This is a genomic window from Vibrio sp. 10N.222.51.C5, from assembly GCF_041474575.1.
Taxonomy (GTDB): Bacteria; Pseudomonadota; Gammaproteobacteria; order Enterobacterales; family Vibrionaceae; genus Vibrio; species Vibrio crassostreae_C.
The window spans coordinates 36,545-51,596 of the sequence record NZ_JBFRUJ010000034.1 but is presented as its reverse complement, the minus strand read 5'-3'; the positions used below and the strand labels follow the sequence as shown (position 1 = coordinate 51,596).

15 protein-coding genes are annotated in these 15,052 nt (G+C 45.4%); 6 read left to right on the top strand and 9 right to left on the bottom strand.

All coding sequences use genetic code 11. The features are described from left to right. Positions 1-76: 76 nt before the first annotated feature. A complete protein-coding gene (rbsD, locus tag AB4558_RS11830; RefSeq protein ID WP_017060853.1) occupies positions 77-496 on the bottom strand; it encodes a D-ribose pyranase in 420 nt (139 codons plus the stop codon). Positions 497-696: 200 nt separating this feature from the next. Then, positions 697-1,011, bottom strand: a complete 315-nt coding sequence (locus AB4558_RS11825) for a winged helix-turn-helix domain-containing protein (protein WP_017060852.1) — start codon at positions 1,009-1,011, stop codon at positions 697-699. Between the two features lie 85 nt (positions 1,012-1,096). Between AB4558_RS11825 and AB4558_RS11820 the strand changes: the two genes are divergently transcribed. Further along, positions 1,097-1,609: an outer membrane beta-barrel protein gene (locus AB4558_RS11820; protein WP_017071351.1), complete on the top strand. Its 513-nt coding sequence runs from the start codon at positions 1,097-1,099 to the stop codon at positions 1,607-1,609. A 115-nt stretch (positions 1,610-1,724) separates the two neighbouring features. Here the strand turns inward: AB4558_RS11820 and AB4558_RS11815 are convergent, their stop codons facing one another. Further along, entirely contained in the window at positions 1,725-2,768 is a 1,044-nt protein-coding gene (locus AB4558_RS11815; RefSeq protein ID WP_372073216.1) for an endonuclease/exonuclease/phosphatase family protein, read from the bottom strand. A gap of 336 nt (positions 2,769-3,104) precedes the next feature. Between AB4558_RS11815 and AB4558_RS11810 the strand changes: the two genes are divergently transcribed. From AB4558_RS11810 to AB4558_RS11790, 5 genes are all read left to right on the top strand, one after another. Then, positions 3,105-5,000, top strand: coding sequence for an extracellular solute-binding protein (locus AB4558_RS11810; protein WP_102332890.1), 1,896 nt, complete (start codon positions 3,105-3,107; stop codon positions 4,998-5,000). 12 nt (positions 5,001-5,012) lie between these two features. Continuing rightward, a complete protein-coding gene (locus tag AB4558_RS11805) occupies positions 5,013-6,101 on the top strand; it encodes a microcin C ABC transporter permease YejB (protein WP_004730359.1) in 1,089 nt (362 codons plus the stop codon). A 31-nt stretch (positions 6,102-6,132) separates the two neighbouring features. After that, positions 6,133-7,155, top strand: coding sequence for an ABC transporter permease (locus AB4558_RS11800; protein WP_372158825.1), 1,023 nt, complete (start codon positions 6,133-6,135; stop codon positions 7,153-7,155). Between the two features lie 9 nt (positions 7,156-7,164). Beyond that, a complete protein-coding gene (gene yejF / locus AB4558_RS11795; RefSeq protein WP_372158824.1) occupies positions 7,165-8,784 on the top strand; it encodes a microcin C ABC transporter ATP-binding protein YejF in 1,620 nt (539 codons plus the stop codon). Between the two features lie 118 nt (positions 8,785-8,902). After that, entirely contained in the window at positions 8,903-9,439 is a 537-nt protein-coding gene (locus AB4558_RS11790; protein ID WP_372051104.1) for an RNA-binding S4 domain-containing protein, read from the top strand. A gap of 184 nt (positions 9,440-9,623) precedes the next feature. On the opposite strand, the gene AB4558_RS11785 is transcribed toward AB4558_RS11790, so the two are convergent. Genes AB4558_RS11785 through AB4558_RS11760 form a run of 6 tightly spaced genes read right to left on the bottom strand, consistent with a single transcriptional unit; the run spans position 9,624 to position 15,012 of the window. Further along, a complete protein-coding gene (locus tag AB4558_RS11785; RefSeq protein ID WP_019820614.1) occupies positions 9,624-10,067 on the bottom strand; it encodes a F0F1 ATP synthase subunit epsilon in 444 nt (147 codons plus the stop codon). A 14-nt stretch (positions 10,068-10,081) separates the two neighbouring features. Beyond that, entirely contained in the window at positions 10,082-11,467 is a 1,386-nt protein-coding gene (atpD, locus tag AB4558_RS11780) for a F0F1 ATP synthase subunit beta (RefSeq protein WP_017060843.1), read from the bottom strand. A 44-nt stretch (positions 11,468-11,511) separates the two neighbouring features. Continuing rightward, positions 11,512-12,381, bottom strand: coding sequence for a F0F1 ATP synthase subunit gamma (gene atpG, locus AB4558_RS11775; RefSeq protein WP_017064727.1), 870 nt, complete (start codon positions 12,379-12,381; stop codon positions 11,512-11,514). Between the two features lie 46 nt (positions 12,382-12,427). Further along, positions 12,428-13,969, bottom strand: a complete 1,542-nt coding sequence (gene atpA / locus AB4558_RS11770) for a F0F1 ATP synthase subunit alpha (protein WP_017060841.1) — start codon at positions 13,967-13,969, stop codon at positions 12,428-12,430. 9 nt (positions 13,970-13,978) lie between these two features. Continuing rightward, positions 13,979-14,530, bottom strand: a complete 552-nt coding sequence (locus tag AB4558_RS11765; RefSeq protein WP_017060840.1) for a F0F1 ATP synthase subunit delta — start codon at positions 14,528-14,530, stop codon at positions 13,979-13,981. Positions 14,531-14,541: 11 nt separating this feature from the next. Next, a complete protein-coding gene (locus AB4558_RS11760) occupies positions 14,542-15,012 on the bottom strand; it encodes a F0F1 ATP synthase subunit B (RefSeq protein ID WP_017060839.1) in 471 nt (156 codons plus the stop codon). Positions 15,013-15,052: the final 40 nt, after the last annotated feature.

Sequence of the window (15,052 nt, the reverse complement as noted above, 5' to 3'; positions counted from 1 at the left end):
TTGTATTTGATTATTCTGTCTATGTATTGTTTTTGGTTCAGTGATGACACTGAGCTGTCGTTGCGTTTTGCTTGAGCTAAAAGGTTACGCCAGCTTGGAAAATAACATTTGCGTATGGTGTGCATTCACCGGTGCGAATCACTGCACGGCTTTCATGCGTTCGCTGTTTGAATTCTTCATGAGTGATGTAAGTAATAGAAAGCGATTTGCCACAACGTGCTTCTTCTGTCTTGATTAAATCAATCAGCGCTGCGTGGTGCTCTGGGCTTACTTTCGCAAACTCTTCTGCAATCACAACGCCTTCGATTTGAGATTCATCCAGCATGGTTTTTACCGTTTGCTGAAAGCTTGGGACACCGTGAGTCAAAGCAAGATCAATACGAGTTACGTGGTCTGGAATCGGCAGGCCCGCGTCACAAATCGTGATTTCATCTGTGTGGCCAAGAGTCGCCACTAGGTAAGAGAGTTCAGAGTTTATTAAAGTACTTTTTTTCATATCACGACCTATCGAAAAATAACGCTTGATGGGTTGAGAATAACTCAAGAAAAGCCATCGAAACGTTTCGATGGTGATAATAGTGTCTGATTTATCATTTGCACGTTTGATTGTTTTAGAGTGTGATAATGATCATCGAAACGTTTCGATGGGGCGTTTTTTGGTGATCTTAGTCACCGCCATTGATTGCATAAATCCTTTTACGTGGGTTCAATCGATAGCGCATATCCGAACTTACTAATGGTAATGATCTGGACGTTGGATGCTCTTAATCGCGCGAACACATTGCGTAGGTTATAGACTACGTTTGCAAGAACATGTGGTGACGAGAGTTGTCCGTCCCAACACACATCAACAATATGCTCTCTTGAAATCGGTCTTCCCACATTTTCCAATAACAAGCAGAGCACTGCTAATAGGCGAGGGCGCAAAGTGATTTTGTTTCCTTGCTGGTTGGTAATCGTTCGAGCGTCGATATCAATGATTAAGCCGTTGAAGTCTATTGTGTGGTTCATCGTGTTTTCTGTTCGTCTTATTCTAAATTGTGGAGATTGAGCAAATTGGCCTGCTGTTGGAGCGGGTAATTATTTAAGTGTGCTAATGGTCGAAGTGGGCGGGTTAACTGACACGATCAGTGAGCCTATTACTTTTAAAGCCGAAGACAATACTTACCGATTAATTGCTGGTTACAAATTTAACCGCATTGTTTCGGTTGAAGCTCAATACACAGATTTTGGTGATATAGCCCTGAAAACGAAATCTGGTAATAAGGTTTTCACTTGGACACCTCAAATCTTTTCGGTAACGGCGAACCTCGGTTACACGTTTGATAATGGCATTCGTCCATTTGGCACTATCGGTCTGTCGACTATTGATCTAGACATGAAGCTTGCTGATGGCTCTCGCCCGTCAGGAGATGGTTTTGATGATTCGGGAGATGGCATCCGTATGGGTGTTGGTGTTGAATACACGCCACCTACAATGTCTTCGTTGAGCTTTCGCTTAGCATACGAAGCCGATGCTTTTGATATCGAAGATTACGAAAACGGACACAAGACAGAAGATACTGTTGTTCTGGATTCTTTCTACTTAGGCGCAATGTACACATTCTAAGTTTCATACTTTGCTAAACGGTAAATCGGTTTCTAAATGGGGCGTCGGTTAGCTCAACCCGTTTGGCTAAAGTGGAAGGCCGCAGTTTTTGACTGCGGCTTTTTTATGTTTAACTCTAGGCTTCACGAATATGAGCGGTGACAGACACGATGGCATGGTCGGTACTGAATTGGTCGTGTTCAAAACTAGGATTAATCAGGTGATGGTCTAACACTGTGTAGCTAGAGATCTCCATTAAGCTTGAAGAGTTCTGACAATCAAACTCGTTCGACATCAAAATGTAGTCCAGTACAGATCCAGAAGCGCCGTAGTAATGGGTTGGCTTTCGCTGTTCAAGCAAGTCTTCTTCATGCAGTTGATGGTAAAGATCCCAGCTGTCTTTCAAGCGAAAGTGGGATAGCCAATGCTTGCTGTTTTCGTCTCGGTTGATTGAGTAATTCAACAGCCCTTTAAACTCATCATTAAACAGTGGCTTATTAAAGTCACCCATCAACACAACAGGTTGCTCGGTTTGGTAGCGTTGGTTGGTGATGTATTGATGCAGCATCTGAGCTTCTAGACCGCGTTGGACACTTGATAGCCAAGAGCCAAGCTGTTCTTGGTGAAAACGAGTGAGCGTGTCACTTTGTGGTTTTGCACCTTGCTGAGTGTTGTCCGCATCGACAGATTCTGCTTTTGGCTCTGTCGGACGTTGTGATTTGAAGTGCACCACATAACAGTCGGTTGAACCTAAATGGGGTAACGTAATCGTCGCGTGAACAGGCGTTCTGTTGAATGAGAATTTGTCGTCAAGGTTGAATGCTTTCAGTAACTTCGAATCTGGCGTAACAGGCTGCACGTTTTCAATCGGGTAACGGGAAGCGATCCCAACGACTGGTGAGGTGTATAGGTAATCATCTTCAACGTTGGCGCTATCGACCACTGCAAAGTATGGATAACCTAGCTCGTTCATCAATAGCTCTAAAGATTGCGGGCTAAATATCTCTTGGAAGCCAATCACATCGCAATCTAATGAGCGAATCGCTTCAGCCATCCAATGTTGCTTCTTCTGCCATTCTTCGAAGCTGTAGATGTTCTCAAAATCATAATAAGCATTCGGTGGCTCGAGATAGTTCAGAAGGTTGAACGTTGCGAATGTTATTTGGTTTGGTTTGTTCAAAGTGTCATTCCATTTAGACCTAGGCTGCAAGGATACTCCAGTAAAAGTATAGTTTGTTGATTATTTAGAGCCTAAATTTCACTTTAGAAGCCAACCAAAGGAATCTTAGCCGTTGAGGCTTGTGTCATTCAGGCTAAGCAATCAAAGCTCACTGCATCCAATAACTTCGAGCGGTGACGAGTAATTTGTAAATAAACCGTCAGAGATAGAGTGCTGATGGTTTTATTAGTTATTACATGATGTTAGATTTGAACCTATACTTGATTTAACGGCATGCATTCAAAGCCGATAAATCAACTTGAATATAGAAGTCATGACATTTGAAGGGAGAGTCAAATGGGAACAGTTTTTCGACGCAAAGCTTCGCAACGCACTCAGTTTTTCAGGTTTAATTTGAAGTCATGTGCAATCATGTTGCCGCTTATTGCTTTACAACCCTCCGTTACTTACGCTTCTGAAACCCAATCAACTCCTGCTGTCACCGTTATTGAAACCACACAACTGGTTGGTTTTGGTGAAGCAAAATATCCAGCCGATTTCACTCACTTCGATTACGTTAATCCTGATGCGCCAAAGCAGGGCAAAGTGACCTATGGCAGCATAGGTACGTACGATAGCTTTAATCGATTCGGTTCCCGCGGCGTTGCTGCAAGTTATACCGGAGAGATTTACGATACCTTGATGTTTTCTCCGAGTGACGAGATTGATGCGTACTATCCATTGATCGCTTCAAAGGTTCGCTACTCCAGTGATTTCACTTGGATGGAAATCGACATCAACCCAAATGCTAAATTCCAAGATGGCGAGCCTATCACTGCGCATGATGTTGCCTTTACTTTTGACAAGTTCTCAACCGAGGGCGTGCCTCAGTATCGTGTGTATTACAAAGATATTAAGTCAGTAAAAGCGGTCTCTGATTTGGTTGTTCGTATTGAAATGAACATTCCAAACCGCGAAAAACTGTTCAGCTTTGCGCAAAGCACTCGTGTATTACCGAAACATTTCTGGAAAGACAGAAAGCTGTCTGAACCTCTAAGCGAGCCACCAGTCGGTAGTGGTCCTTATAAGATCATCAGTTATAAATCAGGCCAAAGTGTTACCTATGGTCTAGATGAAAACTACTGGGCAGCTGACCTACCGGTTAACGTTGGTCGTAATAACTTCAAGCAAGTGCAATACGATTACTACCGTGACGACACGGTAATGTTGGAAGCCTTTAAAGCTGGGGAGTTCGATCTTCGAACCGAGAACTCGGCTAAGTTCTGGGCCAACTCTTATACGGGCGCGAACTTCGATAAAGGCTACATCATTAAAGAAGAGATTAACCACGAGAAGCCTGAAACGACTCAAGGTTTCGTCTTTAATATCCAATCTCCTGTGTTCTCTGATCCTAAAGTGCGTGAAGCGTTAACCTACGCGATGGACTTTGAGTGGATGAACAAGAACATGTTCTATGGTCAGTACAAGCGTACTCGTAGCTACTTCCAAAATACCGACTACGAAGCGAAAGGCTTACCAAGCGAAGCTGAAGTCGAGTTGTTGTCTCAATACAAAGATCAGATTCCACCGCGAGTTTTCACCGAAGAATTCCAACCACCCGTCACCGATGGTAGCGGTCGTATTCGTAGCCAAATGCGTACCGCTTTCAAATTGTTGAAAGAAGCGGGTTGGGTGCTGAAAGACAAAGTCATGACCAACGAAAAGACTGGCAAGCCGATGTCATTTGAGTTGTTGATTTACAGCCCAACCACGGAACGTATTGCAACGCCGGTTCAAAAGAACCTTAAGCGCATGGGTATTGAGATGAAGATCCGTACCATCGATACCACTCAATACATCAAGCGCTTGCGTGATCGTGATTTCGACATGGTTTCGTCGTCATTTTCCGCAAACCCTTATCCTAGCCCGAACTTAATGATCGTTTGGAACTCTAACTACATTGATTCTACTTACAATACTGCAGGTGTTATCGATCCAGTGGTTGACGCGTTAACAGAAGAAATTGCGCGTAACCAACAGCACCCTGAAAAGCTTCTTACACTAGGTCGTTCACTAGACCGAGTATTGCAGTGGAATTTCTACAACATCCCGCAATGGCACGTTGGCGAGTATCGCGTAGCAATGTGGGACAAGTTTGAGCGTCCAGATGTATTGCCTAAATACGATTTAGGTATCGATACATGGTGGATTTCAGAAGAGAAGGCGGCTTTGCTTCCTGAAAAACGTCGCTAGGAGTTAGTTAGCATGGCCGCGTATATATTTCGACGTTTATTGTTGGTGATCCCCACGCTGTGGGCGATCATCACCATCAACTTTTTCATCATCCAGATAGCGCCTGGAGGCCCGGTAGAGCAAGCTGTTGCTCAATTAGAAGGGCATAACTCTGGCATTATGGAGCGCTTTTCTGGTGGTGGACAAGAAGTTGATTTGAGCGAAAGTGACCAAGCATCTGCGAGTGGCTATAAAGGCTCACGCGGGCTTGATCCTGAAGTGGTTGAAGAGATCAAAAAGCAGTTTGGTTTTGATAAACCGATTCACGTTCGCTACTTCGATATGTTGAAAAACTACGCGACCTTTAACTTTGGTGAAAGCCTGTTTAAGGGTGGTAACGTGATTGATTTAATCATCGAGCGTTTACCTGTCTCCATTTCCTTAGGGTTGTGGAGTACGTTAATCATCTATGTGATTTCGATACCCTTAGGCATTATGAAGGCGATACATCACGGCTCTCGCTTTGATATTTGGTCGAGCGCGGTGGTGATTGTCGGCTACGCGGTGCCGGGCTTCTTGTTTGCGATTATTCTGATTATCTTGTTTGCAAGCGGTAACTACTTCAGTTGGTTCCCATTGCGAGGGCTTGTGTCGAGTAACTTCGACCAGCTCAACTGGTATCAGCAAATTGGCGACTACTTCTGGCACTTGGCGTTGCCCATTTTCGCCATGGTTATCGGTGGATTCGCCACGCTCAGCATGCTGACCAAAAACTCCTTCCTTGATGAAATCAATAAGCAATATGTAGTGACTGCGAGAGCGAAAGGCTTGGACGAGAGCAGTATTCTTTATAAGCACGTTTTCCGTAACGCCATGCTGATCATTATTGCGGGTTTCCCAAGCGCATTTATTAGTATTTTCTTCACGGGTTCTATGTTGATTGAAGTGATGTTTTCACTCGAAGGAATTGGTCTGCTTGGCTTTGAATCAACCATTCAACGTGACTATCCCGTGGTGTTCAGCTCTCTCTATATCATGACCTTGCTTGGCTTGGTGCTGAGCATTATCTCCGACCTGACGTATACCTGGGTTGATCCTCGAATTGATTTTGAAGCGCGTTAATGGCGAACGAATAACAAGGTATTGATAATAAATGTTTAACAACCCTTTAGCTGAAGCTCGTTGGTTACGTTTTAAAGCAAACAAGCGTGGTTTTATCTCCCTTTGGATATTTACCATCTTGTTTGGCTTGAGCCTGTTCGCTGAGATCATTGCCAATGATAAACCACTCTTGGTTTCTTATGATAATCAGTGGTTTGTGCCTGTTATCAATGAATATGCCGAGACGGAGTTTGGTGGTGAGTTTGAAACCGAGGCCGACTACAAAGACCCGTATGTTATCGAGCTCATTGAAGACAACGGTTACATCGTGTGGCCAATCATTCCGTTTAGCTACGACACAATAAACTTCGATATTTCAGGTGCAGTACCATCGGAGCCTGATTCGGTTAACTGGTTAGGGACAGATGACAAAGGGCGAGATGTGTTGGCGAGAATTATTTACGGCTTTCGTATCTCGGTACTCTTTGGTTTTGTTCTGACGATTGTTTCAAGTGTAATTGGTGTGGTCGTTGGTGCTACACAAGGTTATTACGGCGGTTGGGTTGACCTGTTTGGGCAACGTTTCATCGAGGTGTGGTCCGGAATGCCGACCTTGTTCTTGCTGATTATTTTGTCGAGTTTTATTGAGCCGAATTTCTGGTGGTTGCTCGGGATTATGGTGCTGTTTAGTTGGATGAGTTTAGTCGGCATCGTGCGAGCGGAATTTTTACGCTGCCGAAACTTCGATTATGTGCGAGCCGCGCAAGCCATGGGTGTTGATGACAAACGTATTATGCTTCGTCACATGTTACCTAACGCGATGGTTGCATCGTTAACCATGATGCCGTTTATTCTTTCAGGCTCGGTGACCACACTGACTTCGTTAGACTTCTTGGGCTTTGGTCTTCCTGCGGGTTCGCCTTCGTTAGGCGAGTTGTTGGCGCAAGGTAAAGCTAACTTACAAGCGCCTTGGCTTGGCATTTCTGCCTTCGTCGTGCTTTCACTGATGCTTACGTTACTGGTCTTCGTTGGTGAAGCGGTGCGTGATGCTTTCGACCCGCATCAACAGAAGTAAGGATAGGTTATGACTTCAAATACAACGCCTGCTTCTCCGGTTTTGACCATAGATAAACTGTCTGTCGGTTTCGGGCGAAAAAACTCGATAGAGCAAGTGACACAAGATGTCTCTTTAGAAATATACAAAGGTGAGACATTAGCGCTGGTGGGTGAGAGTGGTTCCGGAAAATCGGTCACGGCTAACTCGATTTTAAAGCTGTTACCAAAAGGCTCGTCTCATTACTTAAACGGTAAGATCAATTTCTCTGGCACCGATATTCTGAGTTGTTCTGAAAGACAGCTACGTGGGATTCGTGGTGGTCGTATTGGAATGATCTTCCAAGAGCCTATGGTTTCCCTAAATCCGCTTCATCGAATTGGAAAACAGCTTGTTGAAACCTTAGCAATTCATCGTGGTATGCGAACCAACAAAGCACAAGCCTTGGCGATAGAGTGGCTTTCAAAGGTTGGCATTCGCTATCCTGAGCAAAAGATTTCAGCCTATCCGCACGAGCTATCTGGTGGAGAACGCCAGCGCGTGATGATCGCGATGGCACTGATCAATGAACCAGAGCTGCTTATTGCTGATGAGCCGACAACGGCTTTGGATGTATCGGTGCAAGCGCAGATCCTCGACCTTCTAAAAGACCTGCAGCAAGAGCTGGGTATGGCAATGCTTTTCATTACTCATGACTTGAGTATCGTTCGTAAGATTGCCGACAGAGTTGCAGTAATGAAAGATGGTCGCTTGGTCGAAAGTAACGACTGTCATACCCTGTTTAACGCGCCTGCTCACCCTTACACTCAAAAACTTATTAACTCTGATCCGAAAGGTTTGCCCGTTCCTGTGTCACCCGAAAGCAAACCGCTACTCGATGTAAATCAACTTCGTGTTTGGTTCCCGATCACGGGCGGTTTATTCAAGCGCACCATTTCTCATGTTAAAGCTGTGACCGACATGGAGTTCACTTTGAAGAAAGGGCACTCAATCGGTTTGGTTGGCGAAAGTGGTTCTGGTAAATCGACGACCGGTATGGCGATACTTAAGCTGGTAGATAGTGAAGGGTCAATCACCTACTCGAGTGAACAGCTTCAAGGTTTAGATCGAAAACAGATGCTTCCGTTTAGAAGCCGTATGCAAGTAGTCTTTCAAGACCCGTTTTCTGCGCTAAACCCGAGAATGTCGGTCGCTCAGGTGATTGGCGAAGGTTTGTTAGTGCATCAACAATTGGATGAGCACGAACTCGACCAACGCATCTGTGACGTAATGAAAGAGGTTGACCTCGATCCTGAAACGCGTCACCGTTACCCAAATGAGTTTTCTGGCGGTCAAAGGCAGCGTATTGCGATTGCTCGTGCTTTGATTTTAAAGCCAGAGTTTATCCTGCTCGATGAACCAACATCGTCATTGGACAGAACCGTTCAAGCTCAAGTATTGGATTTGCTGAAGTCACTTCAAGAAAAGTATGGCCTGACCTATTTGTTTATCAGTCATGATCTGAATGTCGTGAAATCCTTGTGTCATTACACCATTGTCATGAAAGCTGGCGAGGTGATTGAGAAGGGTGACACTGAGACTTTGTTTGGTAATCCGCAACATGAATATACCAAGCAGCTTGTCAGCCTCTCCAATGTGGGTGGTGTGTAGCCAAGTCGGGCGTAACGAGAACAAATGGGCGCTGGATGAATTCAACATGGTCATTTTGTTGTTTTACGATTACACTGCGCCCAATATTTCAGAAGTACATATTTAGGTAGAGGTCACCATGGACCAAGAACATTACGAAGACGCTGACTACGAAGGCCAAGAGCTGGGCGAAGAAGGCGAAGAGATTGAAATTGAAGCAATTGGTATCGATGTTTCATCACAGCCAATCGAGCTCTACAAAGTGTTTAAAATAGCTAACCTAGTGAGTGGTGGCGGTGAAGCTAAACACATCATCTCTGAAGGCTACGTAGCAGTAAATGGTGAGCTTGAAACTCGAAAACGCCGCAAAATGTACGATGGCGATTTCTTTGAATTCAATCAAGAATACTATGTAGTGGTGTGTGACCAGCCAGTACAGGAAGAATCAGACAAGCCGAAAAAGAAAGATGCGCCTAAAAAAGACAGCAAGGCGAAGAAAGGTCAGTCTAAAAAGGATTCTAAGAAGAAGGAATCTAAGAAAAGCAAAGCAGAAATGCTAAGCGCAAAGGCTGAACCAAAGAAAGAGAAAAAAGAGAAGAAACCGAAAAAGAAAGCGGATACGCCAAAGCCAACACGTGATGACAAAAGCGGCCGTAATTCGATTGAGTTCTTTTAAACTACAGTTCTAAACGACTGCTCTAAACTGCTTTTCTAAAACGAATCTTTTAAAACTATTCGTTTGAACATCAAGCAACGTTAGACCTAGGTTTTACGTTACGCAGATATCAAAAGGCTCACTAGTTAGTGAGCCTTTTTTGTATTTGTTTGCTAGCACAGCTAACGGCAAATAACGCTTCTTCTCAGTGACGAGTGCGAGAAGATGTCAATTCTGATGCACGTAACTGAGCAACGGCTTTCGCTAGTTCTAGCTGAGCTTGTGCAAAGTTAATGTCTATGTTGCCCTTGTTGATGTTCTCTAGAGCGGCATATTTCGCTTCTTCTGCGCGAGCGCGGTCAATGTCTTTACCATGCAAGGCCGTGTCGGCTAATAACGTAACCACATCCGGCTGAACTTCCAGCATCCCACCAGAGACATACAGCACTTGGCCTTCTGATTTAGGGTCTGTAACAAACACGGTTACGCCCGGTTTGATCTTACTGAGAAGCGGGGAGTGACCGGGGCGGATCCCCAGTTCACCGTCAGCGCCAGAAACGGCTAGGGCATACGCTGGACCTGAAAACAGCGTACCTTCCGCACTTACAATATTAAGTTGAAATGTATTATCTGTAATTCCGATAGCCATGGTGCACCTGCCTCTTAGAGTGATTTTGCTTTGTTAAGCACTTCGTCGATAGAGCCACAGTACAAGAACGCTTGCTCTGGGATATCGTCATATTCACCGCTCAATAGACCTTTAAAGCCTCTTAGTGTTTCGCTTAGCGGTACAAAGACACCTTTCTGACCGGTAAACACTTCGGCTACGTGGTAAGGCTGCGTTAAGAAACGTTCAATCTTACGAGCGCGAGATACGGTCTGTTTGTCTTCAGTAGACAGCTCATCCATACCAAGAATCGCGATGATGTCTTTTAGCTCTTTGTAGCGTTGCAGCGTTGTTTGTACTTTTTGTGCAATGTCGTAGTGCTCTTGGCCTACGATCAGCGGATCTAACTGACGTGACGTTGAATCTAACGGGTCAATCGCAGGGTATAGACCCAGTGCCGCGATGTTACGAGACAGTACAACGGTCGCATCTAAGTGAGCAAAGGTTGTTGCTGGCGATGGGTCAGTCAAGTCATCCGCAGGTACGTATACTGCTTGGATAGACGTGATAGAGCCTTGTTTTGTTGACGTGATACGCTCTTGAAGTACGCCCATCTCTTCAGCCAGTGTTGGTTGGTAACCTACTGCTGAAGGCATACGACCTAGCAGAGCTGATACTTCTGTTCCCGCAAGCGTGTAACGGTAAATGTTATCAATGAACAACAGTACGTCACGACCTTCATCACGGAAGCGCTCAGCCATAGTTAGGCCTGTAAGTGCTACACGTAGACGGTTTCCCGGTGGCTCGTTCATTTGACCGTAAACCATGGCTACTTTGTCTAGTACACCTGCTTCTTTCATCTCGTAGTAGAAGTCGTTACCTTCACGAGTACGTTCACCTACACCGGTAAACACAGAAAGACCTGAGTGGGCTTTGGCGATGTTGTTGATAAGCTCCATCATGTTGACGGTTTTACCTACACCAGCACCACCGAACAGACCAATTTTACCACCCTTAGCGAATGGACAGATAAGGTCGATAACCTTAACGCCTGTTTCTAGAAGCTCAGTGCTGTTTGCTTGTTCTTCATAAGAAGGGGCTTCACGGTGAATCTCGTAGTTTTCTTTCTGACCGATTTCACCACACTCATCGATAGGTTGACCAAGCACGTTCATGATACGGCCTAGCGTTTCTTCGCCGACAGGAACCGTGATTGGAGAGCCTGTGTTTTCAACCGTTAGGCCACGACGTAAGCCATCTGACGTACCCATTGCAATACAACGAACGATATTGCTACCCAGTTGTTGTTGTACTTCCAATACTAACGAGCTTGCTTCGTCGCTAGTCACTTTCAATGCATCATAAACGCGTGGGCTGTTGCCGCCGCTGAACTCGACGTCAACCACCGCGCCGATTACTTTAACTATTTTTCCAACACTCATTCTTAAATCCTCAAATTCTGTTCTTGACCCAGTCTTTTCTAGCCCTAGACAGCTTGGGCACCTGAGACTATTTCACTCAGCTCTTGGGTAATGGCAGCCTGACGCGCCTTGTTGTAGACCAACTGCAAGTCATCAATGAGTTGGCCTGCGTTATCAGTCGCCGCTTTCATAGCGACCATTCGGGCTGCTTGCTCACAGGCAATGCTCTCAACAATGCCTTGATACACTTGCGATTCGATGTATCGATGTAACAGTTCTGAGAGTATGTCTTTGGGTGCTTGCTCATAGATGTAGTCCCAACGACGCGCTTTTTTAGGCTCACCACCTTCCTCAGAATCCGAAGGGTGGGGGAGCAACTGCAAGGTCGTTGGCGCTTGAACCATGGTGTTGACGAACTGGTTGTAAACGAGATACAAGCTATCGATTTTACCTTCGTCGTAATGCCCGAGCATGGCATTCACCGTACCTAAGATGTCTTCTAACTTAGGTGTATCGCCAAGACCTGACGTTTGTGCAATAACGTTGCCGCCGCGTTGGAAGAACGAGATAGCCTTAGATCCCACTAAGGTTGTTTCTACCTCGACTCCCTTGGTGCGCCATTGCTCCATTTCTTCTAACACTTTCTTGAACAAGTTTGAGTTCAAGCCACCACACAAGCCGCGATCGGACGAGATAATGATGTAAGCGACACGCTTAGGTTCACGCTGTTGCAGGTAAGGGTGCTGGTACTCCAGGGAACCCGATGCAACATGAGAGATAACTTTTCGCATGTTCTCGGCGTAGGGGCGAGTTAGCGTCATGTTGTCTTGAACCTTGCGCATCTTACTTGCTGCAACCATTTCCATTGCGCTAGTGATTTTCTGAGTGTTACTAACACTGGCTATCTTGGTGCGAATTTCTTTAGTACTTGCCATAATCTGCTCCTATTTGTTTTGATTTCCAGCTAACAAACCGGAGCACTTACCAAGCTTTCATCCCAACAAAACCTTCTAGGATCTCTTTAAGAGCACCGTCGATTTCGTCATTGTAATCGCCTGTCGCGTTGATTTTTTCGAACAACGCAGGGTTCTGACCTTTGGCATAAGCAATCAGCTCTTCTTCAAAACGGGCAATGTTGTTTAGCTCAACACCGACCAAGTAGCCTTTCTCTGCTGCGTAGATAACCGTTGCTTGCTCAGCGACTGACATTGGAGAGTATTGTTTTTGCTTCATTAATTCGGTAACACGCTCACCATGGTCTAGCTGTTTGCGCGTCATCTCATCTAAGTCAGAAGAGAATTGAGCAAAGGCCGCCAGCTCGCGATATTGAGCTAATGAAGTACGGATACCACCAGACAGTTTCTTGATGATCTTGCATTGCGCCGCACCACCCACACGAGATACCGAGATACCTGGGTCTACTGCAGGACGTAAGCCTGAGTTAAACAGTTGGGTTTGAAGGAAAACCTGACCATCAGTGATTGAGATTACGTTGGTTGGTACAAACGCTGATACATCACCCGCCTGAGTTTCAATAATAGGAAGCGCCGTTAATGAGCCTGTTTGGCCTTTCACTTCACCGTTAGTGAACTTCTCTACATACTCTGCATTCACTCGTGCTGCACGTTCTAGTAGGCGTGAGTGAAGGTAGAATACGTCGCCAGGGAAGGCTTCACGACCCGGTGGGCGTTTCAATAGCAATGAGATTTGACGGTAAGCAACGGCTTGTTTTGATAGGTCATCATAGATGATCAGCGCATCTTCACCGCGGTCACGGAAGTATTCACCCATGGTGCAACCCGCATAAGGGGCTAGGTATTGAAGCGCTGCAGACTCTGATGCTGATGCCACGACTACGATGGTGTTTTTTAGCGCATCGTGGTCTTCGAGTTTACGAACCACATTAGCGATAGTGGAGGCTTTTTGGCCAATCGCTACATACACACATTTGATGCCAGAATCTTTCTGATTGATGATCGCATCGATAGCTAACGCTGTTTTACCCGTCTGACGGTCACCAATGATAAGCTCACGTTGACCACGACCGATTGGCACCATGGTATCAACCGCTTTATAACCAGTTTGAATAGGTTGATCAACAGACTTACGTTCGATTACACCCGGTGCAATCACTTCTACAGGGTCGAGTCGGTCACAACTCACTGGGCCTTTGCCATCGATTGGCTCGCCTAATGTGTTGACTACACGACCAAGAAGTCCGTTACCTACAGGTACTTCTAAGATACGACCTGTACCTTTCACTTTCATACCTTCAGAGAGGTCAGTGTAGGGGCCCATAACCACCGCACCTACTGAGTGGGTATCGAGGTTAAGTGCGAGTGCGTATTTGCCACCTGGTAGCTCAATCATCTCGCCTTGCATAACATCAGCAAGGCCATTGATTGTGATGATGCCATCACGAACCGATACGATAGTGCCTTCATTGCGAGCCTCGGTGCTCACATTAAATTTCGAGATGCGTTCTTTGATTAGATCGCTGATTTCATTTGAATTTAATTGCATAATTGTTACCTATCTCGCGTGAAGTTGATGAGCCAATCGGTCAATTGATGTGTTTAAAGAACCATCGATAACGGTTTCACCCGCTTTGATGACCATTCCACCCACTAACGTGTCATCAATAACCTGCTTCATTTCAACCTGACGCTCTAATTTCTTCTCAAGTGCAGCTGTTAGTGACGTAACTTGATCTTGTGTCAGCATTTCTGAACTGGTGACAGTGACAGGCACTACACGTTCATGTTCGTCCTTTAGCTCGCAGTACAATTCAAACAGGTCTCTTACAACAGAAAGGCGGCCGTTCTCGGCCAAGACTCGAATAAGATTAATGACGTGGTCATCAACGAGTCCTTGGCAAATATGAATGATGAGGTTTGCCAGCTCTTCTGTTTGGTGTGTAGAAGCACCTTCTGCTGAAGAAATCTGACTAGCGATCGTTTCTTCTTCCGCGACAGCCACAAGAATGGACAGCATTGAGTGCCACTCTTGTAACTGGTTTTCACCTAAAGCAAATTCAAACGATGCTTTGGCGTAGGGATGAGCAATATTGGTGTAATCTGACATATTGCCTCTCCTTAGAGTTCGCTAATCATTTGGTCAACTAGCGCTCGGTTCGTTGCGGAATCTAGGTTTTTGCTAATCAGTTTCTGTGCACTTTGAATTACTGCGTCTGCCATATCTGCCTGAAGTTCACGGCGTATCTTTTGGCGTTCGCCTTCTAGCTCAGCTCTACCTTGTTCTAAGATGCGTGCCTTTTCTTGCTCGGCTTCTTGTTGCGCTAAGCTGATGATTTCATTGCGGCGTTTTCGGCCCTGTTCAACCAGTTCAGTCACATCTTTTCTTGCATCTTCGATGAGTTGCGCGCCATTTGATTTTGCTAGTTCTAGCTCTTTCGCAGCGTTCTCTGAGTGGCGTAAACCATCAGCGATTTCTTTTTGGCGCTCGTCTAACATCGCGGTGAGAGGGGGCCATACATATTTCATGCAGAGCCAAACAAAAATCACGAATGAGATTGCTTGTCCAAACATGCTTGCATTTAAGTTCATACCTTCCTCACTAAATCTTGATTATGTATAAATCGATCTT

What these genes read in the sequence shown, in the direction of transcription:
- rbsD (WP_017060853.1), bottom strand. Translation starts at nt 496, where the DNA reads ATGAAAAAAAGTACTTTAATAAACTCTGAACTCTCTTACCTAGTGGCG.
- AB4558_RS11825 (WP_017060852.1), bottom strand. Translation starts at nt 1,011, where the DNA reads ATGAACCACACAATAGACTTCAACGGCTTAATCATTGATATCGACGCT.
- AB4558_RS11820 (WP_017071351.1), top strand. Translation starts at nt 1,097, where the DNA reads ATGGTCGAAGTGGGCGGGTTAACTGACACGATCAGTGAGCCTATTACT.
- AB4558_RS11810 (WP_102332890.1), top strand. Translation starts at nt 3,105, where the DNA reads ATGGGAACAGTTTTTCGACGCAAAGCTTCGCAACGCACTCAGTTTTTC.
- AB4558_RS11805 (WP_004730359.1), top strand. Translation starts at nt 5,013, where the DNA reads ATGGCCGCGTATATATTTCGACGTTTATTGTTGGTGATCCCCACGCTG.
- AB4558_RS11800 (WP_372158825.1), top strand. Translation starts at nt 6,133, where the DNA reads ATGTTTAACAACCCTTTAGCTGAAGCTCGTTGGTTACGTTTTAAAGCA.
- yejF (WP_372158824.1), top strand. Translation starts at nt 7,165, where the DNA reads ATGACTTCAAATACAACGCCTGCTTCTCCGGTTTTGACCATAGATAAA.
- AB4558_RS11790 (WP_372051104.1), top strand. Translation starts at nt 8,903, where the DNA reads ATGGACCAAGAACATTACGAAGACGCTGACTACGAAGGCCAAGAGCTG.
- AB4558_RS11785 (WP_019820614.1), bottom strand. Translation starts at nt 10,067, where the DNA reads ATGGCTATCGGAATTACAGATAATACATTTCAACTTAATATTGTAAGT.
- atpD (WP_017060843.1), bottom strand. Translation starts at nt 11,467, where the DNA reads ATGAGTGTTGGAAAAATAGTTAAAGTAATCGGCGCGGTGGTTGACGTC.
- atpG (WP_017064727.1), bottom strand. Translation starts at nt 12,381, where the DNA reads ATGGCAAGTACTAAAGAAATTCGCACCAAGATAGCCAGTGTTAGTAAC.
- atpA (WP_017060841.1), bottom strand. Translation starts at nt 13,969, where the DNA reads ATGCAATTAAATTCAAATGAAATCAGCGATCTAATCAAAGAACGCATC.
- AB4558_RS11765 (WP_017060840.1), bottom strand. Translation starts at nt 14,530, where the DNA reads ATGTCAGATTACACCAATATTGCTCATCCCTACGCCAAAGCATCGTTT.
- AB4558_RS11760 (WP_017060839.1), bottom strand. Translation starts at nt 15,012, where the DNA reads ATGAACTTAAATGCAAGCATGTTTGGACAAGCAATCTCATTCGTGATT.